22 protein-coding genes are annotated in these 24,624 nt (G+C 63.6%); 12 read left to right on the forward strand and 10 right to left on the reverse strand.

Features of this window, described 5'->3' with window-relative positions; genetic code table 11:
• Positions 1-29: 29 nt before the first annotated feature.
• From HMPREF3173_RS06390 to bioB, 8 genes are all read right to left on the reverse strand, one after another.
• The gene (locus HMPREF3173_RS06390) at positions 30-1,316 is read right to left on the reverse strand and encodes a GGDEF domain-containing protein (protein WP_070571956.1); all 1,287 of its coding nucleotides are present in this window, start codon (positions 1,314-1,316) and stop codon (positions 30-32) included.
• Between the two features lie 180 nt (positions 1,317-1,496).
• On the reverse strand, positions 1,497-3,302 hold the full coding sequence (locus HMPREF3173_RS06395; protein ID WP_043215854.1) for a phenylacyl-CoA dehydrogenase: 1,806 nt from the start codon (positions 3,300-3,302) through the stop codon (positions 1,497-1,499).
• A gap of 314 nt (positions 3,303-3,616) precedes the next feature.
• A complete protein-coding gene (locus HMPREF3173_RS06400; protein ID WP_070571957.1) occupies positions 3,617-3,913 on the reverse strand; it encodes a pyrroloquinoline quinone biosynthesis protein PqqE in 297 nt (98 codons plus the stop codon).
• A 117-nt stretch (positions 3,914-4,030) separates the two neighbouring features.
• Positions 4,031-4,711, reverse strand: coding sequence for a dethiobiotin synthase (gene bioD, locus HMPREF3173_RS06405; protein ID WP_070571958.1), 681 nt, complete (start codon positions 4,709-4,711; stop codon positions 4,031-4,033).
• A 1-nt stretch (position 4,712) separates the two neighbouring features.
• A complete protein-coding gene (gene bioC, locus HMPREF3173_RS06410) occupies positions 4,713-5,537 on the reverse strand; it encodes a malonyl-ACP O-methyltransferase BioC (RefSeq protein ID WP_070571959.1) in 825 nt (274 codons plus the stop codon).
• Positions 5,530-6,261: an alpha/beta fold hydrolase gene (locus tag HMPREF3173_RS06415; RefSeq protein ID WP_070571960.1), complete on the reverse strand. Its 732-nt coding sequence runs from the start codon at positions 6,259-6,261 to the stop codon at positions 5,530-5,532. The genes bioC and HMPREF3173_RS06415 overlap by 8 nt, the downstream gene beginning before the upstream one ends.
• On the reverse strand, positions 6,254-7,426 hold the full coding sequence (gene bioF, locus HMPREF3173_RS06420; RefSeq protein WP_070571961.1) for an 8-amino-7-oxononanoate synthase: 1,173 nt from the start codon (positions 7,424-7,426) through the stop codon (positions 6,254-6,256). The genes HMPREF3173_RS06415 and bioF overlap by 8 nt, the downstream gene beginning before the upstream one ends.
• Before the next feature lies 1 nt (position 7,427).
• Positions 7,428-8,486 (reverse strand): biotin synthase BioB, encoded by a 1,059-nt coding sequence (gene bioB, locus HMPREF3173_RS06425; RefSeq protein WP_070571962.1) that lies wholly within the window; start codon positions 8,484-8,486, stop codon positions 7,428-7,430.
• 89 nt (positions 8,487-8,575) lie between these two features.
• On the opposite strand from bioB, the gene HMPREF3173_RS06430 reads away from it, so the two are divergent.
• The 4 genes from HMPREF3173_RS06430 to rarD all read left to right on the forward strand — a co-directional run bounded on the left by HMPREF3173_RS06430 (position 8,576) and on the right by rarD (position 12,172).
• Positions 8,576-9,313 carry a ComF family protein gene (locus HMPREF3173_RS06430; RefSeq protein ID WP_070571963.1) on the forward strand — a complete coding sequence of 246 codons (738 nt, stop codon included), beginning with the start codon at positions 8,576-8,578 and terminating at the stop codon, positions 9,311-9,313.
• Between the two features lie 96 nt (positions 9,314-9,409).
• Positions 9,410-10,174: a TOBE domain-containing protein gene (locus tag HMPREF3173_RS06435; RefSeq protein WP_070571964.1), complete on the forward strand. Its 765-nt coding sequence runs from the start codon at positions 9,410-9,412 to the stop codon at positions 10,172-10,174.
• Between the two features lie 72 nt (positions 10,175-10,246).
• The gene (locus tag HMPREF3173_RS06440; protein WP_070571965.1) at positions 10,247-11,221 is read left to right on the forward strand and encodes a serine/threonine protein kinase; all 975 of its coding nucleotides are present in this window, start codon (positions 10,247-10,249) and stop codon (positions 11,219-11,221) included.
• Between the two features lie 63 nt (positions 11,222-11,284).
• Positions 11,285-12,172, forward strand: a complete 888-nt coding sequence (gene rarD / locus HMPREF3173_RS06445) for an EamA family transporter RarD (protein ID WP_070571966.1) — start codon at positions 11,285-11,287, stop codon at positions 12,170-12,172.
• A gap of 238 nt (positions 12,173-12,410) precedes the next feature.
• Here the strand turns inward: rarD and HMPREF3173_RS06450 are convergent, their stop codons facing one another.
• The gene (locus tag HMPREF3173_RS06450; protein ID WP_043212645.1) at positions 12,411-12,929 is read right to left on the reverse strand and encodes a glycine cleavage system transcriptional repressor; all 519 of its coding nucleotides are present in this window, start codon (positions 12,927-12,929) and stop codon (positions 12,411-12,413) included.
• 460 nt (positions 12,930-13,389) lie between these two features.
• On the opposite strand from HMPREF3173_RS06450, the gene HMPREF3173_RS06455 reads away from it, so the two are divergent.
• On the forward strand, positions 13,390-15,567 hold the full coding sequence (locus HMPREF3173_RS06455) for a malate synthase G (RefSeq protein WP_070571967.1): 2,178 nt from the start codon (positions 13,390-13,392) through the stop codon (positions 15,565-15,567).
• A gap of 33 nt (positions 15,568-15,600) precedes the next feature.
• On the opposite strand, the gene HMPREF3173_RS06460 is transcribed toward HMPREF3173_RS06455, so the two are convergent.
• Positions 15,601-16,050, reverse strand: a complete 450-nt coding sequence (locus tag HMPREF3173_RS06460; RefSeq protein ID WP_232095199.1) for a response regulator — start codon at positions 16,048-16,050, stop codon at positions 15,601-15,603.
• 214 nt (positions 16,051-16,264) lie between these two features.
• On the opposite strand from HMPREF3173_RS06460, the gene HMPREF3173_RS06465 reads away from it, so the two are divergent.
• The 7 genes from HMPREF3173_RS06465 (at position 16,265) to HMPREF3173_RS06495 (ending at position 24,548) form a co-directional block, all read left to right on the forward strand.
• Positions 16,265-18,202 (forward strand): DUF294 nucleotidyltransferase-like domain-containing protein, encoded by a 1,938-nt coding sequence (locus HMPREF3173_RS06465; protein ID WP_070571968.1) that lies wholly within the window; start codon positions 16,265-16,267, stop codon positions 18,200-18,202.
• Positions 18,199-18,912 (forward strand): 3'-5' exonuclease, encoded by a 714-nt coding sequence (locus HMPREF3173_RS06470; RefSeq protein WP_043212639.1) that lies wholly within the window; start codon positions 18,199-18,201, stop codon positions 18,910-18,912. Before HMPREF3173_RS06465 ends, HMPREF3173_RS06470 begins: the two co-directional genes overlap by 4 nt.
• Before the next feature lie 198 nt (positions 18,913-19,110).
• Positions 19,111-19,629, forward strand: a complete 519-nt coding sequence (locus tag HMPREF3173_RS06475; RefSeq protein WP_070571969.1) for an RNA polymerase sigma factor — start codon at positions 19,111-19,113, stop codon at positions 19,627-19,629.
• Positions 19,626-20,582 (forward strand): FecR domain-containing protein, encoded by a 957-nt coding sequence (locus HMPREF3173_RS06480; RefSeq protein WP_070571970.1) that lies wholly within the window; start codon positions 19,626-19,628, stop codon positions 20,580-20,582. The genes HMPREF3173_RS06475 and HMPREF3173_RS06480 overlap by 4 nt, the downstream gene beginning before the upstream one ends.
• 161 nt (positions 20,583-20,743) lie before the next feature.
• A complete protein-coding gene (locus HMPREF3173_RS06485; RefSeq protein WP_070571971.1) occupies positions 20,744-23,176 on the forward strand; it encodes a TonB-dependent siderophore receptor in 2,433 nt (810 codons plus the stop codon).
• Positions 23,177-23,259: 83 nt separating this feature from the next.
• Complete coding sequence (locus HMPREF3173_RS06490) at positions 23,260-24,372, forward strand: PepSY-associated TM helix domain-containing protein (protein ID WP_070571972.1); 1,113 nt, start codon at positions 23,260-23,262, stop codon at positions 24,370-24,372.
• A complete protein-coding gene (locus tag HMPREF3173_RS06495) occupies positions 24,369-24,548 on the forward strand; it encodes a hypothetical protein (RefSeq protein ID WP_043212628.1) in 180 nt (59 codons plus the stop codon). Before HMPREF3173_RS06490 ends, HMPREF3173_RS06495 begins: the two co-directional genes overlap by 4 nt.
• Positions 24,549-24,624: the final 76 nt, after the last annotated feature.

Consider the following 24,624-nt stretch of genomic DNA (forward strand, 5'->3'; position numbering starts at 1 on the left):
GACTGACAGGTCAGTTTCAGTCACCACGATCACGACGCCATGCGAACCGCCCCGCGCCGGGAATGCTGCCCGAAAACCATGACGCAGTTACGGCCGGCTCCCTTGGCGCTGTAGAGCGCCTCGTCGGCGGACTTGAGCACCTCGTCCGGTGAACGATGATCCACCTGGCGTTCCGCAACCCCAATGCTGATGGTCACCGAAACCGTACTGCCTGCGCCGCCTGCGCGGCGCTGACGTCCGGTCGAATCGTCCTGTGGGCGGCTGTTCTGGTCACGCAGCTGGATCGCATAGTTGGCGATCATTTCCCGCACCGCTTCCAGGTGGGGCGTGCACTCCTCGACCGTCTTGCCGGCAAAGACCAGCGCGAACTCCTCGCCACCGTAGCGATAGGCACGCCCACCGCCGGTGACACGCCCCAAGCGACTGGCGACCAGACGCAACACCTGGTCACCGACATCATGGCCATGGGTATCGTTGAATTTCTTGAAGTGGTCCACGTCGGTCATCGCGATCACATAGTTGCGACCCAGACGCTGCATACGCTCATTCAGAGCGCGGCGCCCCGGCAGGCCGGTCAGCTCATCGCGAAAGGCCATTTGATAGGCCTCATGAGACACCGCCGCCGCAATCATCAGCATGACCTGACTGCACATGATGTTGAGGGTGAACGGCAGGATGAATGTTTTGGGCAGCATCCAGAAGATGCCGATCAGACCGATGATCTGCGCCGCATGCAAGGGTCGCGGCTGGCGCAGGTACTGCACCACCAAAAGAACGAACATCCCCAGGAACAGCGGGTAGGCCAGCTGGATGAGGCTCATCCATTGACCATGCAGCGATGGCCAGCGTATCTCCGCCAACCAGCTCAGCAGTGCCTGCGGAAAACTTTGCTCCAACGCCACCGCCACGCTGCCGACGGCGAACAGCACGGCGAAGCGGGCGAGCAGGTCCTGGGCCAGGTGGGTGCGCTCCTGCCACGCCGCGAACAGCCCGAACAGAATGGGTAACAGCAGGCAGACCAGGTGGAACACGACCGCCGCGTCCTCTCGGACACGGCCATTGTCGCGGTAGAAATCGGTCTGCGTGTCGAGCAGGAAATAGGCGATGTACACCGTGACCATCAAGAACAGCTCGCGCTGACGACGGTACACCGCGCAATAGGCACCGCCGAGCAACAGCACCAATGTCGGCAATACATTGAACAGGGAGGTGAAGAAGACGCTGAGGTCCCTCACATAAGCTGCCGCCAGCCCCGACAGCAACAGGAACAACGAAGGCAGGAAATGGCTCGCGCGTACAGCGGATAGACGAAACAAAAGGCAATCTCCGACCCGGCAGATCAATAATAGCATTGTGCCTCTAGTTCATCGGCAGCGCACATGAATAGATGAATACACGGAACGTTTAAACGATTGCTGGATGTGTGCTTGCAGCGACAGGCATAAAAAAACCGCCTGCCGGTGAAGGCAGGCGGTTTTTCCAGGTTACCGCTTGGCTCAGCAGGACAGACCGAAGTCTTCTTCCTTCATGGCCATCAGGTTGCCCGCGCCGGACAGCATGGCCGCCACATGCGCACGGGTACGCGGCAGGATACGCTGGAAGTAGAAACGTGCGGTTTGCAGCTTGGCAGTGTAGAACGCCTCTTCGCTGGTGCCGGCAGCCAGCTTCTCGGCAGCCAGGCGGGCGATGTCGGCCCAGAAGTACGCCAGGCAGGCGTAGCCGGAATACATCAGGTAGTCCACCGAGGCAGCACCGACTTCTTCGCGGTCTTTCATCGCGGCCATGCCCACCTTCATGGTCAGCTCGCCCCATTCCTTGTTCAGCGCGGCCAGCGGCTCGACGAATTCCTTGACGGCTTCGTTGCCTTCCTGGGCCTGGCAGAACTTGTGCACGATCTTGGTGAAGCCTTTGAGCGCCTCGCCCTGGGTCATCAGCACCTTACGACCGAGCAGGTCCAGGGCCTGGATACCGGTGGTGCCCTCGTACAGCATGGAGATGCGGCTGTCGCGCACGTTCTGCTCCATGCCCCACTCGGCGATGAAGCCGTGGCCACCGTAGATCTGCACACCGTGGTTGGCAGCCTCGAAGCCAACCTCGGTCATGAAGGCCTTGGCGATCGGGGTCATGAAGGCCAGCAGGGCGTCGGCTTTCTTGCGCTCTTCCTCGTCCTGGCTGTACTTGACGATGTCCACTTGTTTGGCGGTGAAGTAGACCATGGCGCGGTTGCCTTCGGCGAAGGCCTTCATGGTCAGCAGCATGCGGCGCACGTCCGGGTGGACGATGATCGGGTCGGCTGCTTTGTCTGGCGCTTTCGGGCCGGTCAGCGAACGCATCTGCAGACGCTCGCGGGCATACTTAAGGCCACCCTGGAAAGCCACTTCGGCGTGGGCCAAGCCCTGCAGCGCGGTGCCCAGGCGAGCGGTGTTCATGAAGGTGAACATGCAGTTCAGGCCCTTGTTGGCAGGGCCGATCAGGAAGCCGGTGGCGCCGTCGAAGTTCATCACGCAGGTGGCGTTGCCGTGAATACCCATCTTGTGCTCGATGGAGCCACAGCTCACGGCGTTGCGCTCGCCAACACCGCCTTCGGCGTTGGGCAGGAACTTCGGCACGATGAACAGCGAGATGCCCTTGGTGCCAGCCGGGGCATCGGGCAGGCGGGCCAGGACGATATGGACGATGTTGTCGGCCATGTCGTGCTCGCCAGCGGAAATGAAGATCTTGGTGCCGGACACCTTGTAGGTACCATCCGCCTGGGGCTCGGCCTTGGTGCGCAGCATGCCCAGGTCAGTACCGCAGTGCGGTTCGGTCAGGCACATGGTGCCGGTCCATTCACCGGTCACCAGCTTGGTCAGGTAGGTGTGCTGCTGCTCGGCGGTGCCGTGGGCAGACAGGGTGTTCATGGCGCCATGAGACAGGCCTGGGTACATGCCCCAGGACCAGTTGGACTCACCGACCATTTCGCTGATGGCAAGGCCCAGGGACTCAGGCAGACCTTGGCCGCCATGTTCCACGTCATGCGCAAGGCTCGGCCAGCCGCCTTCGACGAACTGCTGGTAGGCCTCCTTGAAACCGGTCGGGGTCTTAACGCCCGACTCGCTCCAAGTGCAGCCTTCCAGGTCACCGACACGGTTCAGGGGCGCCAGCACCTGCTCACAGAACTTCGCGCCTTCCTCGAGGATCGCGTCGACCATGTCCGGCGTGGCGTCCTGGCAACCCGGCAGGCTCTGATAATGCGCCTCGTAGCCGAGCAGCTCGTCACGGACGAAGCGAATATCACGCAAGGGGGCTTTGTAATCAGGCATAGCGATGAACCTCTGTGATGAGTCCAGTGGAGAGACCGCAGGTACCAACCAGCTCTTGGCGGCTTTCGGTCAAACAGTTGTTTGAAACTTACGTTTAGCCCCGCCCAATGTCAAGGATGGACTATGGTGCCATTTACGCCGCGAAACACGACATAAACGCCATAAGCTCCGAAGCGACCCTGGATGCCGCAGCCTGTTCGCAGGTTTAACCGCGAACAGGACGACAGACAACGGAGCCGTCTGGTTGAGGTCAGAAAATCAGCGTGTAGAACCGCCGCTCTACAAGGAGTCTAGGCGGTGGATGGGGGGTTGGATCAGACGTATGTATCGATGAACCGGCCAAGCATCTCGTCCGAGGCTTTGGCGACTTTCACGCCCAATGCGACTTCATGCTTGCCCAGCGCCAACTCGACGGTACTGGTGGCCAGGTCCATCTGCTGGCTGCGATCGACCGCCTGCAGGCGTTCGGCCTGATAGTCGCTGGACTGGCTGGTGGCAGCACGCTCGACGGTGCTGCTGGCGATTTGACTGGCGGCTTGGTCGACTCGGTTCTGCCCGGCCTGGATGGCGCCAAGGCCAGCGTAATAGGCAGTGCTACCGGTGATTTCCATGTCAGGACTCCAAAGACGCAGGATGCAAGGTCAGGCTTATTAAAGCAGCCAAAAGCGTAAAAGGCCCGTTTAAATACCTAATAGCCTTGTGCCACTTAATAGACAATGCTGAGCGCGTCAATCCAGAAGATCCAGGTGCAGGTGCTCCGCCACGGCCTCGGCCGTGGCCTGCTTGAGCCTTGGTACCCGTCCCAGGCAAGGCGCCGGCAATCGCTCGGCGAGGCTGGCGAGGTTTTCTTCCAGGCGCGACGTCCGCGGGTCGACGATATTGGCCACCCACCCTGCCAGTTGCAGCCCATCACGGGCGATGGCTTCGGCGCTCAGCAAAGCGTGGTTGATACAGCCCAGGCGCACGCCCACCACCAGGATCACCGGCAGCCTCAAGGCGATAGCCAAGTCCGACAGATGGGCATGGGCGGACAACGGCACCCGCCAGCCCCCCGCCCCCTCCACCAGCGTGAAGTCGGCCCCCTGGGCCAGTACATGTTGCATCGCCTGCAGCAGCACCGGCACGTCCAGGCTGACCCCTGCCTCACGCGCCGCAACATGTGGAGCGATGGCCGGCTCGAATGCGAACGGATTGACCTGCTCGTAAGGCAGCTTCACCGAGCTTTCGGCGATCAAGGCCAGGGCATCGGCGTTGCGCAGGCCCTTGGCGCCTGACGTGCAGCCGGATGCCACCGGTTTGGCGCCCAGGGTGCTCAAGCCCTCCAACCGCGCCGCATGCAGCAGCCCGGCCGCGATGGTGGTCTTGCCGACATCGGTGTCGGTGCCCGCGATGAAATAGGCCTGGCTCATGTCACGCCTCGTCTGCCAAGGGTTTGCGCAGTACGCCATAGACCACCTGGTAGGTGGCCGGCAGGCCCTCGGGTTGGCGGAAGCCTTCATAGGCCTGCAACAGGCCCTGCATCCGCGCCCGCCCGGTCAGACCCGAAGGCCGTCCAGGGTTGAGATTGTGCGCCCCCAGGGCCTTGAGCTCGTGGGTCAGGCTGCGCACGTCTGGGTAATGCAGGACATGCGGGCGACGCTCCAGGCCAAGCACCTGCAGGCCACTCTGGCCACACAGCCGCTGATAGTCCTCCAAGCGTCGGAAACGATTGACGTGGACCAGGCCGTCCACCGCCTGCCAACTGGCACGCAGCTCATCGAGGGTGCCGACGCACAGGCTGCTGAATGCCAGCACCCCGCCCGGCCGCAGCACACGGCGGGCTTCGCTCAGCACGCTGCCGAACTGGTCGCACCATTGCACCGCCAAGCTGGAGAACACCAGGTCAACACTGTCATCGCGCAACGGCAGCCGCTCGGCATCGCCCGCCACATGATGATGCGCCCCGCCCTGTTCACGGGCATGGCGCAACATGCCTTCGGCGATGTCCACTGCCACACCCGCCGCAGCGCTGAAGCGCTCGGCCAGGGCGCGGCTGAAATGCCCCGTGCCGCTGCCCAGGTCAAGCCAGCGCTCAGGCTGCAGGTCAGCAGGGAGCTGGCCGAGCAGCGCCAGGCCCACCGCCCGTTGCAGGGCCGCTACGCTGTCGTAGCTGGCTGCAGCGCGGGAGAACGAGGCCGCCACCTGGCGCTTGTCCGGCAGAGTGCCGGGCAGGGTCGGACGGGAAAGGTCAGTCATCACCACTCTCATGCAAGAAACTCTTGATGCCCGCCGCCAGCTCCTGTGGATACTCCAGCAGGAAGGCGTGGGAACTGTCTTCAACCAGGCCGACTTCCACATCCGGCAACAACTCGCTCAAGGCCTTGGCTGCCTCCGCCGGCACCAGCGCATCGCTGCCGGCGAACAGATGCAATTGCGGCCCGCCGTACTGCTCCAGGGCATTGCGGGTGTCCAGCTTGGCCAGGACTTCCAACCCTGTGGCCAGGTAGAGCGGATCGGTGTCCGGCACGCCGACACCCAACTGGCGCAGTAGCGTGCGCGGCATCTGCGCGCCATCGCTGCACAAGCTGCGAAAACGCTTGAGGGTCACCTGCGGATGGCTGCGACAGCCGTCGAGGAACGTACCGAAGGTGTCCACCGCCATGCCATGGGGCCAATTAGCGCGCTGGACGAAGCTCGGGTTGCTGCCGAGCGTCACCAGACCACAGCAGTGATCGCCACGCGTGTGCGCCAGGGCACTGGCGAGCATGCCACCGAACGACCAGCCGCCCAGCCAACTGTCGGTGGGCAGCTTGCGGTCCAGGTAATCGACCCAGGCCTGGACATCGGCATCGGCGAGCTCCGGCAGCGGCATCAGCTCGACCTGCAGACGTGAATCCTGGGCCCTGAGACTTGCAGCCAGGGGTTCAAGTGCAGCAGTGCCCAGGCCCCAGCCGGGCAAGAGGATCAGTCGGTTACGCATCGGCGGACTCCAGCAGTGGGTAACACTCGGCCAATGCATTCAACAATAGCTGGACCTGCGCCTCGCTGTGGGCCGCGCTCAGGGTCACGCGCAGGCGTGCACTGCCGGCGGGGACGGTCGGTGGGCGGATCGCCGTCACCAGCAAGCCCCGCTCGCGCAGCATCCGGGACAACTGCAGGGCGCGTGCGCTGTCGCCGATCAGGATCGGCTGGATCGCGGTCGGGCTGTCCATCAGCGCCAGCCCGATCTGCTCGGTGCCCGCGCGGAACTGGCGGATCAACGCCGCCAGGTGCTCGCGGCGCCAGGTCTCGCGGCGCAGCAGCTCGAGGCTCTTGAGCGTGGCGCAGGCCAGCGCTGGCGGCTGGCTGGTGGTGTAGATGTACGGACGGGCGAATTGCACCAACGCCTCGATCAACTCCTCGCTGCCGGCCACGAAAGCACCAGCGGTGCCGCACGCCTTGCCCAGGGTGCCAATCAACACCGGAACATCCTCAACGCCCAGGCCGAAATGCTCGACGATGCCGCCACCCTGGGCACCGAGCGTGCCCAGTCCATGGGCGTCATCGACCATCAGCCAGGCGTCATGAGTGCGGGCGGCCTTGGCCAGCGCAGGCAGGTCGGCCAGGTCGCCGTCCATGCTGAACACGCCATCGGTGACCACAAGCGTATTGCCGGTCGCCTTCTCCAGGCGGTTGGCCAGGCTGACGGGGTCGTTGTGCAGGTAGCGGCTGAAACGCGCACCGCTGAGCAGGCCGCCATCGAGAAGCGATGCATGATTGAGACGATCCTGCAGCACCGTGTCGCCTTGCCCCACCAAGGCGGTGATGGCGCCCAGGTTGGCCATGTAGCCGGTGGAAAACAGCAGCGCGCGTGGGCGTCCGGTCAGTTCGGCCAGGGCTTCTTCCACCTGGTGATGAGGCGTGCTGTGACCGACCACCAGATGCGAGGCACCGCCCCCCACACCCCAGCGCTCGGCGCCTGCACGCCAGGCGGCGATCACTTCCGGGTGGTTGGCCAGCCCTAGGTAATCGTTGCTGCAAAAGGCCAAGAGCGGCTGGCCATCGACCACCACCTCCGGTCCTTGGGGGCTTTCAAGCAATGGCCGCTGCCGGTACAGATCCGCGGCGCGTCGTTCGGCCAGGCGCGCCGCCAGGTCGAACGCCATGTCAGGCCTGTGCTGCGTCGTAGAACAGCTCGCTGCTGCGTTGTTCGACCAGTGCCTGCTCGATGGCCGCTTGGTGCACCTCATCGGCGTGCTCTTCGCGCGCTTCGGGCTGGATACCGAGACGGGCGAACAGTTGCATGTCCTTGTCAGCTTGCGGGTTGGCGGTGGTCAACAGCTTCTCGCCATAGAAGATCGAGTTGGCGCCAGCCATGAAGGCCAGGGCCTGCATCTGTTCGTTCATCTGCTCGCGGCCAGCGGAGAGACGCACGTGAGACTTGGGCATGAGGATGCGCGCTACCGCGAGCATGCGGATGAAATCGAACGGGTCGACGTCTTCCTCTTCGGCCAGCGGTGTACCAGCGACCTTGACCAGCATGTTGATCGGTACCGACTCCGGATGCTCCGGCAGGTTGGCCAGCTGGATCAGCAGGCCGGCGCGGTCATCGAGCGACTCGCCCATGCCAAGGATGCCACCGGAGCAGATCTTCATCCCCGCATCGCGCACATAGGCCAAGGTCTGCAGACGCTCGGCATAGGTGCGGGTGGTAATGATGCTGCCGTAGAACTCCGGCGAGGTATCCAGGTTGTGGTTGTAGTAGTCCAGGCCGGCGTCGGCCAGGGCTTTGGTCTGCTCTTGATCGAGCTTACCGAGGGTCATGCAGGTTTCCAGGCCCATGGCCTTGACGCCTTTGACCATCTCCAGGACGTAGGGCATGTCCTTGGCCGACGGGTGCTTCCAGGCCGCACCCATGCAGAAGCGGGTGGAGCCGATGGTCTTGGCCCGAGCGGCTTCTTCCAGCACCTTCTGCACTTCCATCAGCTTCTGTTTTTCCAGGCCGGTGTTGTAGTGGCCGGACTGCGGACAATATTTGCAATCTTCCGGGCAGGCACCGGTCTTGATCGACAGCAGCGTGGAAACCTGCACGCGGTTTGGGTCGAAGTGCGCGCGATGCACGGTCTGCGCCTGGAACAGCAGGTCGTTGAACGGCTGCTGGAACAGGGCCTTGACCTCAGCCAGGGACCAGTCGTGACGTGTTGTTGCAGTTGTGCTGGCGCTCATCGGTGTTTCCTTGTTTAGGCTCTTGCTGGCGCCGGGACAGGAAAGCCCGCCAGCGCATCACGGATAGCTCGCATACTCATGGAAGGCCCATGCACTGTCAACCACTCGCAAAACACTTGGTTTACAAGTGTATAAATATTAGCCAGCACTGTTTACTCTGTGACGAGCCCGCCGACCAGGCCTATCCCCTGTGTACCGAATGCGAGCACGCACTGCCCTGGCTGGACGATCACTGCACCCGATGCGCCCTACCCCTGCCGATGGCCGGTTTGACCTGCGGCCATTGCAGCCGCTATCTGCCGGCCTTCGACCAGGTCGTGGCGCCCTGGTACTTCGGATTTCCCATCGACAAGCTGGTGAGCCGTTTCAAGCATCACAGCCAGTGGCCGCTTGGCCGATTGATGGCCCGTTTGCTGGGCCAGGCGCTGTCGCATCGCTTCGCCGAGGGGCAGGCAAAACCTGACCAGTTGTTACCCGTACCCCTGGCCGCTCGTCGACTGCGCCGACGAGGGTTCAACCAGGCTGCCTTGCTGGCGCGCTGGCTATCCGCGCAGGTGAACATCCCGTGCAACGAGCAATTGCTGCGCCGGACCCGCGACACCCCTGCCCAACAGACCCTCGGCGCCAAGGCACGGCAGCGCAACCTGCGCCAGGCGTTCGGGCTTGCACCCGATGCCCGCCTCGATGGCCTTCACCTGGCCATCGTCGATGACGTATTGACCACTGGCGCCACCGCCCAGGCCATCGCCACACTGCTGCGCAAAGCCGGTGCCCGGCGGGTCGACGTGTATTGCCTGGCGCGCACGCCCAAACCAGGGCAGGTGTGAGCAGTGCTGGCACCATCGCAGGGAGGACACCTTGTCTTGACTTGCCAGCAGGCCACCGGCACCGTCACAGCATCTTCACCAAGACCGACGTCCGTCATGTCACTACCTGCCCTGCTCACCCAGCACATCGCCCGTCGCCCTCAGCGCATCGCCTTGCTGCAACATGTCGCCGAACAAGGTTCGATCACCCGCGCTGCCAAGGCGGCCGGCATCAGCTACAAAGCTGCCTGGGACGCCATCGATGAGCTCAACAACCTGGCCACCCAACCCTTGGTGGAGCGCAGCACGGGCGGACGTGGGGGTGGCGGTGCGCGTCTGTCGGCCGAAGGCGAGCGGGTGTTGCGCCTGTATCAACGTTTGCAAACCCTGCAGGCCCAGTTGCTGGACGCCGCCGAAGAAAGCAGTGACCTCGATCTGCTCAGCCGCCTGATGCTGCGCACCAGTGCCCGCAACCAGCTGCAAGGACGCATCAGCGGATTGCGCCGCGAAGGGCGGCACGACCGGGTCAGCCTCGATCTTGGCGGCGGGTTGCAGATCGAGGCGCTGATCACCCGAGGCAGCACCGAGCGTCTGGAGCTGACGCTCGATGCCACCGTGGTCGCGCTGCTCAAGGCCGGCTGGGTGCAGTTGCTCCTCGAGGGCGATCACGTCGAAGCGGGCAGCAATTGCCTTATGGCCACCGTCGAACAGGTACTGACCGATGAAGACGGGCCAAGCGAGGTGCGGCTGGTGCTGGGTAACGGGCAGACCCTGTGCGCCTTTGCCGATGAGCACTGGCTTACACAGCATGAGCTGGATGCCGGTAGCCAAGTGCGTGTGCAGTTTCATCCCTCTTATGTATTGCTGGGGGTTCCGGTGTAACAGGGCCAGGGCGGCCTCTGGTCAACCTGCGCTACCATGGCACCTTATCCTGCCGCCGTGCCCGGAGCCTTCATGTCCCACCCCTTCGACACCCTCACCCCCGACCTGGTCCTGGACGCCGTGGAAAGCCTGGGCTTTCTCAGCGATGCCCGGGTGCTGGCCCTCAACAGCTACGAGAACCGGGTCTACCAAGTGGGCATCGAAGGCGCGCAACCGCTGATCGCCAAGTTCTACCGCCCCGGACGCTGGACGGACGATGCGATCCTCGAGGAACACCGCTTCAGCGCCGAGCTGGCCGAATGCGACGTACCGGTGGTGGCTCCCCTGCTGCACGAAGGCCGCAGCCTGTTCGAACACCAGGGCTTTCGTTTCACGCTATTTCCTCGCCGAGGCGGCCACGCCCCGGAGCCGGGCAATCTCGATCAGCTCTACCGCCTGGGCCAACTGCTCGGGCGCTTGCACGCGGTAGGCGCTGCCCGCCCCTTCGAGCACCGAGAAGCGCTGGCGGTGGATAACTTCGGTCATGCCTCGCTGCACACCTTGCTCGAAGGCGACTTCGTCCCCAACGAACTGCGACCGGCTTTCGAATCCGTTGCCCGGGACCTGCTGCAACGGGTCGAACGCCTCTACGCCCGCACCCCGCATGAAGTGATTCGCCTGCACGGCGACTGCCACCCAGGCAACCTGATGTTCCGCGATGAGGCCTTCCATATCGTCGACCTGGATGACTGCCGCATGGGGCCTGCGGTCCAGGACCTGTGGATGATGCTCGCCGGCAGCCGCGAGGAGCGCATGGGCCAGTTGGCGGAGCTGATCGACGGCTACAACGAATTCCACGACTTCGACCCGCGCCAACTGGCCTTGATCGAACCGCTGCGTGCCCTGCGCCAGCTGCACTACAGCGCCTGGCTGGCCCGGCGCTGGGACGACCCGGCATTCCCGCCGAGCTTCCCCTGGTTCGGCCAGCCGCGCTACTGGGGCGATCAGATCCTCGCCCTGCGCGAACAGATCGCAGCGCTCGATGAAGAACCACTGAAATTGTTTTAGAAGCGACAGGTGGTCTGTCTACAATAGGCGTGCAGTATTTAGTTACCTAAGCAAGGACTCTCCATGCACGCCGCCAACCCGCGCCGCGGGTACATCCTGGGCCTGAGCGCCTACATCATCTGGGGCCTGTTCCCCCTGTACTTCAAAGCCATCCAGAGCGTCCCGGCGGTGGAAATCATCGTCCACCGCGTGCTCTGGTCGGCGCTGTTCGGCTCGCTTCTGCTGCTGGTCTGGAAGCACCCGGGCTGGTGGCGAGAATTGCGTGAAAACCCTCGCCGCCTGGGCATCCTGGCCCTGAGTGGGGCGTTGATCGCCGGCAACTGGCTGACCTACGTGTGGTCGGTGAACAACGGCCGTATGCTCGAAGCCAGCCTGGGTTATTACATCAACCCCTTGGTGAACGTCCTGCTGGGCATGTTGTTGCTCGGCGAGCGCCTGCGTCGCCTGCAATGGCTGGCAGTGGGCCTGGCGGCGGTCGGAGTGGCCCAGCAGGTGTGGCAGGTCGGCAGCCTGCCGTGGGTGTCGCTGGTGCTGGCGTTGTCGTTCGGCTTCTATGGCTTGATCCGCAAGCAGGCACCGGTCGCAGCCCTGCCTGGCCTGGTGGTGGAAACCTGGATGCTGGTGCCCCTGGCTGCCGGTTGGTTGCTCCTCAACCCAGAGGCGACCAGCGCCCATGCCAGCTTCTACACCAGCAGCGAAGCCCTCTGGCTGATGGCAGCCGGGCCGGTCACCCTGGTTCCGCTGGTATGCTTCAATGCCGCCGCGCGCCACCTGCCCTACACCACCCTGGGCTTCCTGCAGTACCTGGCGCCGACCCTGGTTCTGCTGCAGGCGGTACTGCTGTTCGGTGAACACCTGTCGTCCAGCACCCTGCTGGCGTTCGTCTTCATCTGGGCAGGCCTGGCCCTCTACAGCGTGGATGCCTGGCTGAGCCTGCGCAAACGCACCTGATCAAAAAACGAACAAACCGCTGCAAGCCACGTATGGCGTGGCCTGCAGCGATGTCTCCAAAGGTTATCCACACCCTCGTCCCCGCGCTTTGTGCACAACGCACTGAAATCTGGACATTTTTTGCTCAAAGCGCCGGAAGCCCTGACAGGCTTGAGCTACAGCGGTGCACCCCCAGGTTATCCACAGCGCAGCCCCCATGAATCTGGGATAACCCTTCCACGGGATTACCCGCCAGTATTCACTCTTCGGGCCGCAACTTCAGCTCGACCATCAGATCATCCGCCAGGCTCTCCAGCCGCCGTTGCAGGTCATCCAGGGATAACGTCAGCGGCAGCGCCAACAATGCATCGGCACAAAATAGCGGTTCGCTGCTCATTGGCGCCGGGCGCACCTCAGTCGTAAAGCGCTCCAGATTCACGCCCTGCTCGGCAAGCAACCGGGTGATATCGCGCACGATCCCGGGCCGGTCGTTGCCCACCAGCTCCATGGCGATCGGTTTCCAGGTGCAGGAAGGCTCGATACCACTCTCGGCGATCAGCACGCGAATGTCGTGGCTGGAAAGCTTTTGCAGGGCCTCCACCAAGTCGTCATAGGACTCGGCCGGCACCGCCACACGCAAGATCCCGGCAAACTGCCCGGCCATCCGCGACATGCGACTCTCCAGCCAGTTACCGTTATGCTCGGCGATGCATTGAGCGATACGCTCGACCTGCCCGGCTTTATCGGGGGCGATCACTGTCAGTACGAGATGGTCCACGGGGCCGCTCCTGAGCTCTGCTGTTAGGTCTAGGACACCGCTGCGCGCGGCGAAATACGGGGGCATCGCCTCAGTATAGGCAAGGCGCGGCAACCTGCCGCAGGGCGGTTCGCACAACGAATCGTGTACTGTTTCAAGATTTATCTGGAACAATCCACCTGTTTTTTGCGAACATATCCTCTCCCAGCGTGACCATACGCGACCGATTGGTCGCACAACGACGCTTTTAGTCTGATGTTCACCAGCCTACTGCCTCATGTAGTATGCCTCGGTGCGGACTACAAAACGTCGATTGGATGTCTGCCAAGGCGCCTGTGAAAATACGCAACCCGCCCGCCAGCCCGTCTGGCGAGCCGCACCCAGCCGCGCTCAGACGAGGGCAAGTACTGGTGCCGTGTTTAGAGAAGCGCTACAGGCTTAATACAGAAGAGCGAAATAGCTGAGCAGAGTGAGGCAAGCAATGACTGGATACGTTCAAGTCGGTGGCCTTCAGGTCGCCAAGGTCCTGTACGACTTCGTCAACGACGAAGCCATTCCAGGGACCGGCATCGTCGCCGAGCAGTTCTGGGCCGGTGCGGAAAAGATCATCAATGACCTCGCTCCAAAGAACAAAGCCCTGCTCGCCAAGCGCGACGAACTGCAAGCCAAGATCGATGCCTGGCACCAGGCACGCAAAGGCCAGGCCCACGACGCCGTGGCCTACAAGAGCTTCCTCCAGGAAATCGGCTACCTGCTGCCACAAGCCGACGATTTCCAGGCCACCACCGAGAACGTGGACGAAGAAATCGCCCACATGGCCGGCCCACAGCTGGTCGTGCCGGTAATGAATGCCCGCTTCGCCCTCAACGCCGCCAACGCTCGTTGGGGTTCGTTGTACGACGCGCTCTATGGCACCGACGCCATCAGCGACGAAGGCGGTGCCGAGAAAGGCCAAGGCTACAACCCGGTCCGCGGCAACAAGGTCATTGCCTTCGGTCGCGCCTTCCTCGACGAAGCCGCACCCCTGGCGGCCGGCTCCCACGTCGACTCCACCGGCTATCGCATCGACGGTGGCAAGCTGATCGTCGCCCTCAAGGGCGGCAGCAACAGCGGCCTACGCGATGACGCTCAGCTGATCGGTTTCCGTGGTGATGCCAGCGCCCCGACCGCCATCTTGCTCAAGCACAACGGCCTGCACTTCGAAATCCAGTTCGATGCCAGCACCCCGGTCGGCAGCACCGACGCAGCCGGCGTGAAGGACATCCTGATGGAATCGGCTCTGACCACCATCATGGACTGCGAAGACTCCGTCGCCGCGGTCGATGCCGACGACAAGGTCGTGGTCTATCGCAACTGGCTGGGCCTGATGAAAGGCGACCTGTCCGAGAGCGTGACCAAAGGCGGCAAGACCTTCACCCGCACCATGAACCCTGACCGCGAGTACACCGCGCCCGCCGGTGGCACCGTCACCCTGCACGGTCGTTCGCTGCTGTTCGTGCGCAACGTCGGCCACTTGATGACCAACCCGGCGATTCTCGATGCCCAAGGCAACGAGATTCCCGAAGGTATCCAGGACGGTCTGTTCACCAACCTGATCGCCCTGCACAACCTCAAGGGCAACACCACCCGCAAGAACACCCGCACCGGCAGCGTCTACATCGTCAAGCCGAAGATGCACGGTCCGGAGGAAGTGGCCTTCGCCGCCGAGATCTTCAGCCGCGTCGAAGACCTGCTGGGCATGAAGCGCAACACCGTCAAAGTCGGCATCATGGACGAGGAGCGCCGTACCACGGTCAACCTCAAATCCTGCATCAAGGCCGCCGCCGAGCGCGTGGTCTTCATCAACACCGGCTTCCTCGACCGTACCGGTGATGAAATCCACACCTCCATGGAAGCCGGTGCCGTGGTGCGCAAAGGCGCCATGAAGAACGAGAAGTGGATCGGCGCCTACGAGAACAACAACGTCGACATCGGCTTGGCCACCGGTTTGCAAGGTCGCGCCCAGATCGGCAAGGGCATGTGGGCCATGCCGGACCTGATGGCCGCCATGCTCGAGCAGAAGATCGCTCACCCACTGGCCGGCGCCAACACCGCCTGGGTACCGTCGCCGACCGCCGCCACCCTGCACGCCCTGCACTACCACAAGGTCAACGTGCAGGAGCGTCAGCGCGAGCTGGCCAAGCGTGCACCGGCTTCGGTGGACGACATCCTGACCATTCCGCTGGCGACCGACACCAACTGGTCGGAAGAAGAAATCCGCAACGAGCTGGACAACAATGCCCAGGGCATCCTGGGTTACGTGGTCCGCTGGATCGACCAGGGCGTAGGCTGCTCCAAGGTGCCGGACATCAACGATGTCGGTCTGATGGAAGACCGCGCCACCCTGCGTATCTCCGCCCAGCTGCTGGCCAACTGGCTGCGCCATGGCATCGTCAGCCAGGCGCAGATTCTGGAAAGCCTCAAGCGCATGGCAGCGGTGGTCGACAAGCAGAACGCCGGTGACGCCCTGTACCGCCCGATGGCACCGAACTTCGATGACAACATCGCGTTCCAGGCCGCTATCGAGCTGGTCATCGAAGGCGCCAAGCAGCCGAACGGCTACACCGAGCCTGTGCTGCACCGTCGTCGCCGCGAGTTCAAGGCACGCAACGGGCTGTAAAACCTTTTGGGGCCGCTCTGCGGCCCCAATGCTTTATTCGATTCCCAGTTCCTTTCTCACCAGCTCCAGCAACCTGTCCAGGTCCACTGGCTTGAGCAGGAAATCCACCACCCCAAGGTGCATCACGTCCACCGCCTCCTTTACATCGGTGTCGCCCGACACCACGATGATCGAAAGTGCCGCACACTGCGATTCACGCACCTGCCGAATCAGTTCCAGCCCGTCCTTGGGCTCCATGCGCAGGTCGGTGATCATCAGGCCGATGTTGGCCCTGCGCTTGAGCAGGCTCAGCGCCGCCTGGGCACCGTCAGCAGTGATGCAGTCGATTCCCTTGGACTTGAGGTAAAGACACAACGCTTCACGGTTCGCGACATCATCGTCCACGACCAGCACCCGTTGCGCCGGCGCAGCCGGAGCGGTCAGCGTGGCCAATGCCTCGCGCTCGTCGTCACTGAGGATGTCGTCATGCTCGGCCATGTTCATCTCGTCAAAAAAATCCCGTTCTAAGAGTTCAGACCGCAAAACAACGCTATGCAAGGCACCTTTCGTCGTCTATTTGACACCCAGGCGCCTGCCAGGCGGGGCGTGCCGTGCCTTATAGACTTACGTCCAATGGGCACCGCACGGCCAGCGGCCGACCATGGAGCCTTAGAACAACAGGGCCTGCGCCTAGTGCCCCCTAAATGCGGTCAGTTCCATGAGCAAGAAGGACGCCTACAGCCAGGCCGGCAGAACGGCAGTGCTGCAGAACATCCAGGGTACCCTGCAGTTCCTGCAGCGCTTCCCGCCGTTCAATCAGATGGAGCCCAGCCACCTGGCTTACCTGGTGGAGCAATGCCAGCTGCGCTTCTACGCCAGCGGCGAGAGCATCATCAAACCGGCCGACGGCCCGGTCGAACACTTCTACATCGTCAAGCAAGGCCGAGTGGTCGGCGAGCGCCAGCACGTCACCAAGCCGGGCATGGAAACCACCTTCGAGATCGCCAGCGGCGAGTGCTTTCCCCTGGCAGCGCTGCTGGGCGAGCGGGCCACACGCACCGAGCACCTGGCCGGTGAGGACACCTTCTGCCTGCAACTGAACAAGAGCGCGTTCATCCGCGTGTTCTCGTTATCCGAGCCGTTTCGCGATTTCGCCTTGCGTGGCGTCAGCAGCCTGCTCGACCAGGTCAACCAGCAAGTACGCCAGCGCGCCGTGGAAACCCTGGGGACCCAGTATTCCCTCAACACGCCGCTAGGCGAGCTGGCCATGCGTCATCCGGTGGTGTGCACGCCGGACACCCCTTTGCGCGAAGCCGTGGGGCTGATGCACGAACAGCAGGTCGGCAGCATCGTCATCGTCGATCCACAGCGCTTCCCCCTCGGCATCTTCACCCTGCGCGACCTGCGCCAGGTGGTGGCCGACGCCAGCGCCGAACTGACCGCGCCGATCGAGCGCTACATGACCGCCCAGCCGTTCTACCTCAGCCCCCAGGCCAGCGCCTTCGACGCCGCCATGGCCATGACCGAACGGCATATCGCCCACGTCTGCCTGGTGGATAACCAACGCCTGTGCGGCGTAGTGTCCGAGCGGGACCTGTTCTCCTTGCAACGGGTCGACCTGGTGCACCTGGCCCGCACCATTCGCCACGCCCCACGCCTGGAGAACTTGGTATCGCTGCGCGGCGAGATCGGCCAACTGGTCGAACGCATGCTTGCCCACGGCGCCTCTTCGACGCAGATCACCCAGATCATTACCCTGCTCAACGACCATACCGTGTGCCGGGTAATCGAGCTGGCCCTGGCCGAGCGCGGCGATCCGGGCGTGCCGTTCAGCTGGCTGTGCTTTGGCAGCGAAGGCCGCCGCGAGCAGACCCTGCACACCGACCAGGACAACGGCATTCTCTTCGAAGCCAATGACGCCGCCGAGGCCGAGGCGATTCGCGCCCGACTGCTGCCGCTTGCCCAGTACATCAACCAGTGCCTGGCCCAGTGCGGCTTCACCCTGTGCAAAGGCAATGTCATGGCCGGCAACCCCGAGTTGTGCCTGTCGCGCAGCGAATGGGCGCGCCGCTTCGCCGGTTTCATCCGTGAGGCCAGCCCCGAGAACCTGCTGGGTTCGAGCATCTACTTCGACCTGCGGGTGGTCTGGGGCGACGAACAGGGCTGCGAACAACTGCGCCGCGGTATTCTCGAGCAGGTCGCCGACAACCGCATCTTCCAGCGCATGATGGCCGACAACGCCCTGCGCCAACGCCCGCCGGTAGGGCGCCTGCGCGAGTTCGTGCTGACTCGTCAGGGCAACGACAAGGCCGCGACCCTCGACCTCAAGGTCCAAGGTCTGACACCCTTCGTCGATGGCGCACGCCTGCTGGCGCTGGCCAATGGCATCAAGGCCTGCAATACCCTGGAACGTCTGCGCCACCTGGTAGCCCGGGGCATCATCGAGCCGCTGGATGGCGCCGCCTACGAGGAGGCCTACCACTTCATCCAGCAGACCCGCATGCAGCAGCACCAGCGCCAGAGCCGCGACAACCTGCCCTACTCCAACCGGCTCGACCCGGACAGCCTTAACCACTTGGACCGACGCATCCTGCGTGAGTCCCTGCGCCAGGCTCAGCGCCTGCAAAGCAGCCTGGCCCTGCGGTACCAGTTATGAGCCTGTTCGCCTGGCTGCGACCGACCCAGCCGTCGCTGGACGCCGACTTGTGCCAGCGCATTGCGCGCCTGCCCAAGACCGCGCCGACACTGGGCGTGCTGTCGTTGCGCGAACAGCGCTGGGTGGTGCTGGACTTGGAGACCAGCGGGCTGAACGTCAACCGAGACCAGGTGCTGTCGATCGGCGCGGTCGCTATCGAGGATGGCGCCATCGATTTCCGCCAACAGTTCGAGCGCACCCTGCACCGCCCGGCGCAGAAGACCAACCCAAGCGTCCTGATTCATGGCCTGGGCCCCAGCGCCCTGGCCGCTGGCTGCGACCCGGCCACTGCACTGCTCGACTTGCTGGAATTCATTGGCGACAGTCCCGTGCTGGCGTTCCACGCGCCCTTCGACCAGCGCATGCTGGCTCGAGCCCTGAAGGACAGCCTCGGCTATCGTCTGCAGCATCACTTCTTCGATGTGGCCGACATGGCCCCGATGCTCAACCCCGATACCGTGCTGCGCGAAGCCAGCCTCGACGATTGGATCGCCCGCTTCGGCCTGCAGGCAGAAGAACGCCATCACGCCAGCGCCGATGCCCTGGTCACAGCCGAACTGGCCCTCATCCTGCTCAGCCAGGCCCGCCGCCAGCAGCTCGACAGCCCCCTGCAGTTGAACCTGCGTCTGCAGCAGTGGCGCCGGCGCAAGACCCAGCAATACAGCTTGTAGCCCCTACATCGCTCGCGTCTGCTCGTTCGCGGATGGACCCGCTCCCTTGGCTCGCAGGCCCCAGGGGAGCCTGACCTCCTGTGTGGAGGCAAACCCGCCTTCACAATCCGATCAGCGCCAATTGCACCGGGCACCTCCGCTCTGCCACAATCGCGAATAATTATCGTTAGTTAACGCATTCTTTTCGGGGGACGCTTCTTGTCGTCTGCGCAGAGCCCACATGCCCAGCTGGTCGGTACGCTGTACCGCGACCATCGCACCTGGCTGCTGGCCTGGCTGCAACGCAGCACAGCCTGCCGCCAGCGCGCCGAAGACCTGAGCCAGGACACCTTCGTGCGCCTGCTCGGCCGCGAGCAGCTCGACGTTCCGCGCGAGCCCCGTGCCTTTCTGGTCGCCGTGGCCAAGGGCCTGCTGTTCGACCACTTCCGCCGTGCGGCTCTGGAGCAGACCTACCTGACCGAGCTGGCCAGCCGGCCCGAGGCCGAGCAGCCTTCCCCAGAAATCCAGCACCTGATCCTCGAAGACCTCAAGGCCATCGACCGGCTCCTGGGCAAGCTGTCGAGCAAGGCGCGGGCGGCCTTCCTGCACAATCGCCTCGATGGCATGGGCCATGCCGAAATCGCCGAGCGCTTGGGCGTGTCGGTCTCACGGGTGCGCCAGTACATCGCCCAAGGCATGCGCCAGTGCTACGTGGCGCTCTATGGAGAGCCGACGTGAACACCAAGCCCGTATCGGCCAAAGTGCTGGACGCCGCCATTGCCTGGAAACTGAGCCTCGATGACGGCGACGGCACCGCGGATGAACGCATCGAGTTCATGCGCTGGCATGCCGCCAGTGAGGAACATGCCCGTGCCTGGCAGCAACTGGGCATGCTCGATCAGCGCGTCAGTGCCGCGGCAGGCCCGGCACGCAAAGCCCTGGTGCAATCGCGAGTGGGTTTGCGCCAGCGGCTGGGCAGGTTCGGTGGCGGCCTGGCTGGTTTGCTGCTGGTAGGCGCACTGCTGATCGGTGTTGGTGCACCTTCGTTGTCGCCGGGCTACTGGCTGGCCGACCAGCGCACCGGCACCGGCGAGCTGCGCACCCTGCGCCTCGAAGACGGCACCGTGCTGAGCCTCAATACCAGCACTGCGGTAGACATCGACTTTACCGGCACGCAGCGGGTCATCGTCCTGCACCAAGGCGAGATTTCCGTCGAAACCGGCCATAGGGATGCCCGTCCGTTGCTGGTGCGTACCGATGATGGCCGCCTGCGACCGCTGGGCACGCGCTTTCTGGTCAAGCGCGAAGGCGACGGCACCCGCCTGGAGGTGCTCAAGTCCCAGGTAGCGGCCAGGCCACTGAACAGCAGCGATGAGCAGGTCCTGCGCGAAGGCCAGCAGGTACTGATGACCGCCGACGGTCTTGGCCAGGTCGACCCCGTCGCGGTCGGTGCCGATGCCTGGACCCGCGGCATGCTGGTCGTGGACAACGTACGCCTGGCCGATCTGGTCGCCACGCTCGCCCACTACCGCAACGGCCACCTGGGGGTTGCCGCCGAAGTGGCCGATCTGCGTGTGAGCGGCAGCTTCCCGCTGACCGACACCGACCTGGCCCTGGCATCGCTCACCCCGGCGTTACCGGTGAAGATCGAGCTGCATACGCCGTGGTGGGTGACCGTCACCGCCAAATAGACTCACGACACCCAGTCTCCCTGCGTGGGAACTGGCCAAGCCTGCGAGGGGCTGCGAAACAGCCCCAGTCCCCTTGCACATTTTTTCCATCACCCTCTGTCACTTTTCACATCTCGCTCGGCAAGGAAGCAATCAGCACTTATTCGTCGAGGAGCCGCTGCATGTCCCGTGCCGTAGATTCTTTCCTGCGCCCTAGCCTGATGGCCCTGGCCATTGCTCTGGCCATCCCGCTGGGCAGCACTGCCGTGCAGGCCGCCGAGCAGACGGCTCTGCGTACCTACGATCTGCCCAGCGCAGCGCTGGCCAGCACCCTGAACCAGATCGCCAGCCAGGCCGGTATCGCTCTGGCGTTGGATCCGGCGCTGGTCGATGGCCGCACCTCGGCCCGGGTCAGCGGCCAGTACGACGCCTTGGGCGCCCTGCACGCAGCGCTGCGCGGCACAGGCCTGCAACTGCAGCAAAGCAGCGTCGGCAGCTACAGCCTGGTGGCCACCCCCGACGGCACCCTGGCACTTCCGGAAACCGCCATCCATGCCAGCGGCGACTTGGAGACGGCCTGGGGCCCGGTAGAAGGCTATACCGCCACCCGCACCGCCGCAGGCACCAAGACCGATACGGCACTTGTCGAAGTCCCCCGCTCCATCTCCGTCGCGACCCGTCAGCAGATGAGTGACCGGAGCGTGCACAGCCTCGATGATGCCGTGCGCTACATGCCAGGGATCGTTTCGGCGAGTTTCGGCAGTGATACACGGTACGACTGGATGCTCGTGCGCGGCTTCGAGCCGACCCAGTTCCTCGACGGCCTGCCACTGCCCCGTGGCGTCTACGCCAACCCCAAAGCCGAGACCTGGAACCTGGACCGTCTGGCGCTGCTACGCGGCCCGTCCTCTTCGATCTACGGGCAGACTCCACCCGGCGGCCTCTTGGACATGGTCAGCCGCCGCCCGCAGGCCGAAAGCGCCCATGAAATCGAACTGCAGTACGGCAGCGATAACCACCGACAGATCAACTTCGCCAGCACCGGCAAGATCGATGACCAGGGTCAGTTCTTGTACAGCCTGAGCGGGGTGGTGCGCGACGGCGGCACCCAGATCGACCACATCGACGACAAGCGCTACAACATTGCCCCCAGCCTGACCTGGAACATCGACGAAGACACTTCGCTGACTTTTCTGTCTCAGTTCACCCGCGACGATACCGGCGTCACGAGCCAGTTCCGCCCGATCCAGGGCACCAAGATCGACATGCCGTTCGGCAAGATCTCGCATCACAAGAACCTAGGCGACCCAAACTACGAGTTCTACGACCGCACCTATTACGCCTTGGGTTATGCCTTCGAGCACCGCTTCAACGATGTCTGGCAGTTCCGACAGAACCTGCGCTACACCAAGTCGGACCTGGCTTTCCAAACGATTACGGTCAGCAGCTACAACCCCACCAACCCACCGGTGGACAACCAAGGCAACACCAGCCGCATGTCCACCAATGTCGATGAGGACATCAGCCAGTTCGCCGTCGACAACAACTTCCAGGGCAACTTCGACACCGGCGACATCAGCCATACCCTGTTGATCGGCCTGGATCACCAGCGCACCAACACCAACTACCTGGCGATCTACGGCTTCAACGTGCCCGACACCAACGTCAACAACCCGGTGTATGGGCTGCCGATCACCCGCCCGCCACGCGCCGACGCCTATTACGACTACAACCAGAAAACCCGCCAGACGGGCCTGTATGTCCAGGACCAGATGGCCCTGGACAACTGGCGCCTGACCATTGGCGGGCGTGAGGACTGGGTGCACACCGGCACTAAGTACTTCAACGACAATGACGCGACCACTACCCAGCGCGACAAGAAATTCAGTGGCAACGCCGCCATCAGCTACGTGTTCGACTCAGGCTTTGTTCCCTACCTGTCCTACGCCGAATCCTTCCAGCCGACCAGTGATCCAAGCCCTAAAGCCACGGAGTCGTTCAAGCCGACTGAAGGCCAGCAGTGGGAACTTGGCATCAAGTACCAACCTCCTGGTTCCAACACCCTGCTCTCCGCCGCGATCTATGACCTGACCCAGAAGAACGTCTCGGTCACCGACACTGTCGCAAACGTGACCGTCACCAGCCAGACCGGCGAAGTGAAAGTCCGTGGTCTGGAGCTTGAGGCCGTCTCCGACGTCAACGAAAACCTGAAGGTGATCGCCGCCTATACCCTGGCCAAATCCGAAGTGCAGGACGGCCTCTACAAAGGCAATCGCCTGCAGCGGATGCCGAACCAGCAAGCCTCGCTGTGGGCCGACTACACCTGGCACACCGGCGTGCTCGATGGCTTCGGTATCGGTGCCGGTGCGCGCTACACCGGCAATACCTATGGCGACCAGGCCAACACCTACCTGGGCAAGGCCGACGCCTACACCGTGTTCGATGCCGCCGTGCACTACGACCTGGGACGTCTCGACAACAGCCTGAAGGGCGCATCGGTGGCCATCAACGCCACCAACCTGTTGAACAAGGACTACATCTCCACCTGCGATGCGTACTACTGCTATTTCGGAGACCAACGCAGCGTCGTCGCCAGTGCCACCTACAAATGGTGATGGCCTGACGTCATTCGCTCATCGATCAAGCCGTCCCCGGAAGACGGCTTTTGGTCTTTCCGGACGCAGAGAAACAACATGAAATGAAAAGCTCAACCATCCGCCGCTGGTCCTTCATCCACACCTGGACCAGCCTGGTCTGCACCCTGTTCCTGATGCTGCTGGCCCTCACCGGCCTGCCACTGATCTTCCACCACGAACTCGAACACTTGCTCGGCGATGCCCCCGAACTGCGCCAGATGCCCGAGGGCACGCCGCACCTGGACCTGCAGCATCTGGTGCTCAAGGCCCAGGCCCATCGTCCTGGCGAGGTGGTGCAATACTTCGGCTACGACGAGGACGAACCTGACGGCGTGGTTGCCATCACGGCTGCCACCGCTGGCACCGAACCCGATGCCTCGCACACCTTCATGCTCGACGCCCGCACAGGTGAAGCGGTGGCGATGCCTGCGGCCAACGGCGGGTTGATGATGACCCTGCTACGCCTGCATGTAGACATGTTCGCCGGCCTGCCCGGCAAGCTGCTGCTGGCGTTCATGGGGGTGTTGTTCGTGGTGGCGATCATCTCCGGCACCGTGCTCTACGCCCCCTTCATGCGCCGCCTGGGGTTCGCCACGGTGCGCCATGATCGCTCGCGCCGCCTTCGCTGGCTCGACCTGCACAACCTGATCGGCATCGTCACCCTGACCTGGGCCTTGGTGGTCGGCGTCACCGGGGTGATCAGCGCCCTCTCCGATGTGGTCATCGCTGCCTGGCGCAACGACAGCCTGGCAGCGATGGTCGCCCCTTACCGGGACGCACCACCGCTCACCGAGCGCGCACCGGCCAGCCGTCTGCTGGACATCGCCGCCGAGGCGACGCCTGGCATGCGGGCGGACTTCATCGCCTTCCCCGGCACACGCTTTTCCAGTGAGCACCACTACGCGGTGTTCATGAAAGGCGCCACCCACCTGACCTCCCACACGTGGACCCCGGTGCTGATCGACGCTCGCACACTGTCAGTCACCGCCATCGGTGAGCGGCCTTGGTACATGGATGCCATGGGGCTGTCGCAGCCACTGCATTTCGGCGACTACGGCGGGCGTCCCATGCAGATCCTCTGGGCGGTGCTCGACGTGCTGACAATTATCGTCCTGGGCAGCGGCCTTTACCTGTGGTGGGCCAAGCAGCGCAAGGGCCGGGAGGTGACGGCATGAGCCACAGGTCGCAATCGACCCGGCGAATCTTCGCCTGGCCGGCGCTCATCGCCGTTCTGGGCGCGGCAGGGCTGTTTGCCGCGTTATTGGGGGATGGCGGGTGGGACGTGTTGTCCTGGGTGGGATTGGGCGTGCCCGCGGTGCTGGGGCTGCGAGGGCTGATCGGCCGCGCCTGAATACCGTGGGATGGGCACCGTCGTCCCCCGACAGGGCCTGAGTCGCCACCCAAAGCCCTGTCGTGCCTATCGGCCG

The organism is Pseudomonas sp. HMSC08G10 (assembly GCF_001808425.1).
In the GTDB taxonomy this organism is placed as follows: Bacteria; Pseudomonadota; Gammaproteobacteria; order Pseudomonadales; family Pseudomonadaceae; genus Aquipseudomonas; species Aquipseudomonas guariconensis.

Coding starts and splice junctions, on each gene's coding strand:
- HMPREF3173_RS06460 (WP_232095199.1), bottom strand. CDS start 16,050: ATGAACATGGCCGAGCATGACGACATCCTCAGTGACGACGAGCGCGAG.
- HMPREF3173_RS06495 (WP_043212628.1), top strand. CDS start 24,369: ATGAGCCACAGGTCGCAATCGACCCGGCGAATCTTCGCCTGGCCGGCG.
- HMPREF3173_RS06415 (WP_070571960.1), bottom strand. CDS start 6,261: ATGCGTAACCGACTGATCCTCTTGCCCGGCTGGGGCCTGGGCACTGCT.
- HMPREF3173_RS06455 (WP_070571967.1), top strand. CDS start 13,390: ATGACTGGATACGTTCAAGTCGGTGGCCTTCAGGTCGCCAAGGTCCTG.
- HMPREF3173_RS06400 (WP_070571957.1), bottom strand. CDS start 3,913: ATGGAAATCACCGGTAGCACTGCCTATTACGCTGGCCTTGGCGCCATC.
- rarD (WP_070571966.1), top strand. CDS start 11,285: ATGCACGCCGCCAACCCGCGCCGCGGGTACATCCTGGGCCTGAGCGCC.
- HMPREF3173_RS06485 (WP_070571971.1), top strand. CDS start 20,744: ATGTCCCGTGCCGTAGATTCTTTCCTGCGCCCTAGCCTGATGGCCCTG.
- HMPREF3173_RS06395 (WP_043215854.1), bottom strand. CDS start 3,302: ATGCCTGATTACAAAGCCCCCTTGCGTGATATTCGCTTCGTCCGTGAC.
- HMPREF3173_RS06435 (WP_070571964.1), top strand. CDS start 9,410: ATGTCACTACCTGCCCTGCTCACCCAGCACATCGCCCGTCGCCCTCAG.
- bioF (WP_070571961.1), bottom strand. CDS start 7,426: ATGGCGTTCGACCTGGCGGCGCGCCTGGCCGAACGACGCGCCGCGGAT.
- HMPREF3173_RS06470 (WP_043212639.1), top strand. CDS start 18,199: ATGAGCCTGTTCGCCTGGCTGCGACCGACCCAGCCGTCGCTGGACGCC.
- bioD (WP_070571958.1), bottom strand. CDS start 4,711: ATGAGCCAGGCCTATTTCATCGCGGGCACCGACACCGATGTCGGCAAG.
- HMPREF3173_RS06440 (WP_070571965.1), top strand. CDS start 10,247: ATGTCCCACCCCTTCGACACCCTCACCCCCGACCTGGTCCTGGACGCC.
- bioB (WP_070571962.1), bottom strand. CDS start 8,486: ATGAGCGCCAGCACAACTGCAACAACACGTCACGACTGGTCCCTGGCT.
- HMPREF3173_RS06430 (WP_070571963.1), top strand. CDS start 8,576: ATGCACTGTCAACCACTCGCAAAACACTTGGTTTACAAGTGTATAAAT.
- HMPREF3173_RS06490 (WP_070571972.1), top strand. CDS start 23,260: ATGAAAAGCTCAACCATCCGCCGCTGGTCCTTCATCCACACCTGGACC.
- bioC (WP_070571959.1), bottom strand. CDS start 5,537: ATGACTGACCTTTCCCGTCCGACCCTGCCCGGCACTCTGCCGGACAAG.
- HMPREF3173_RS06465 (WP_070571968.1), top strand. CDS start 16,265: ATGAGCAAGAAGGACGCCTACAGCCAGGCCGGCAGAACGGCAGTGCTG.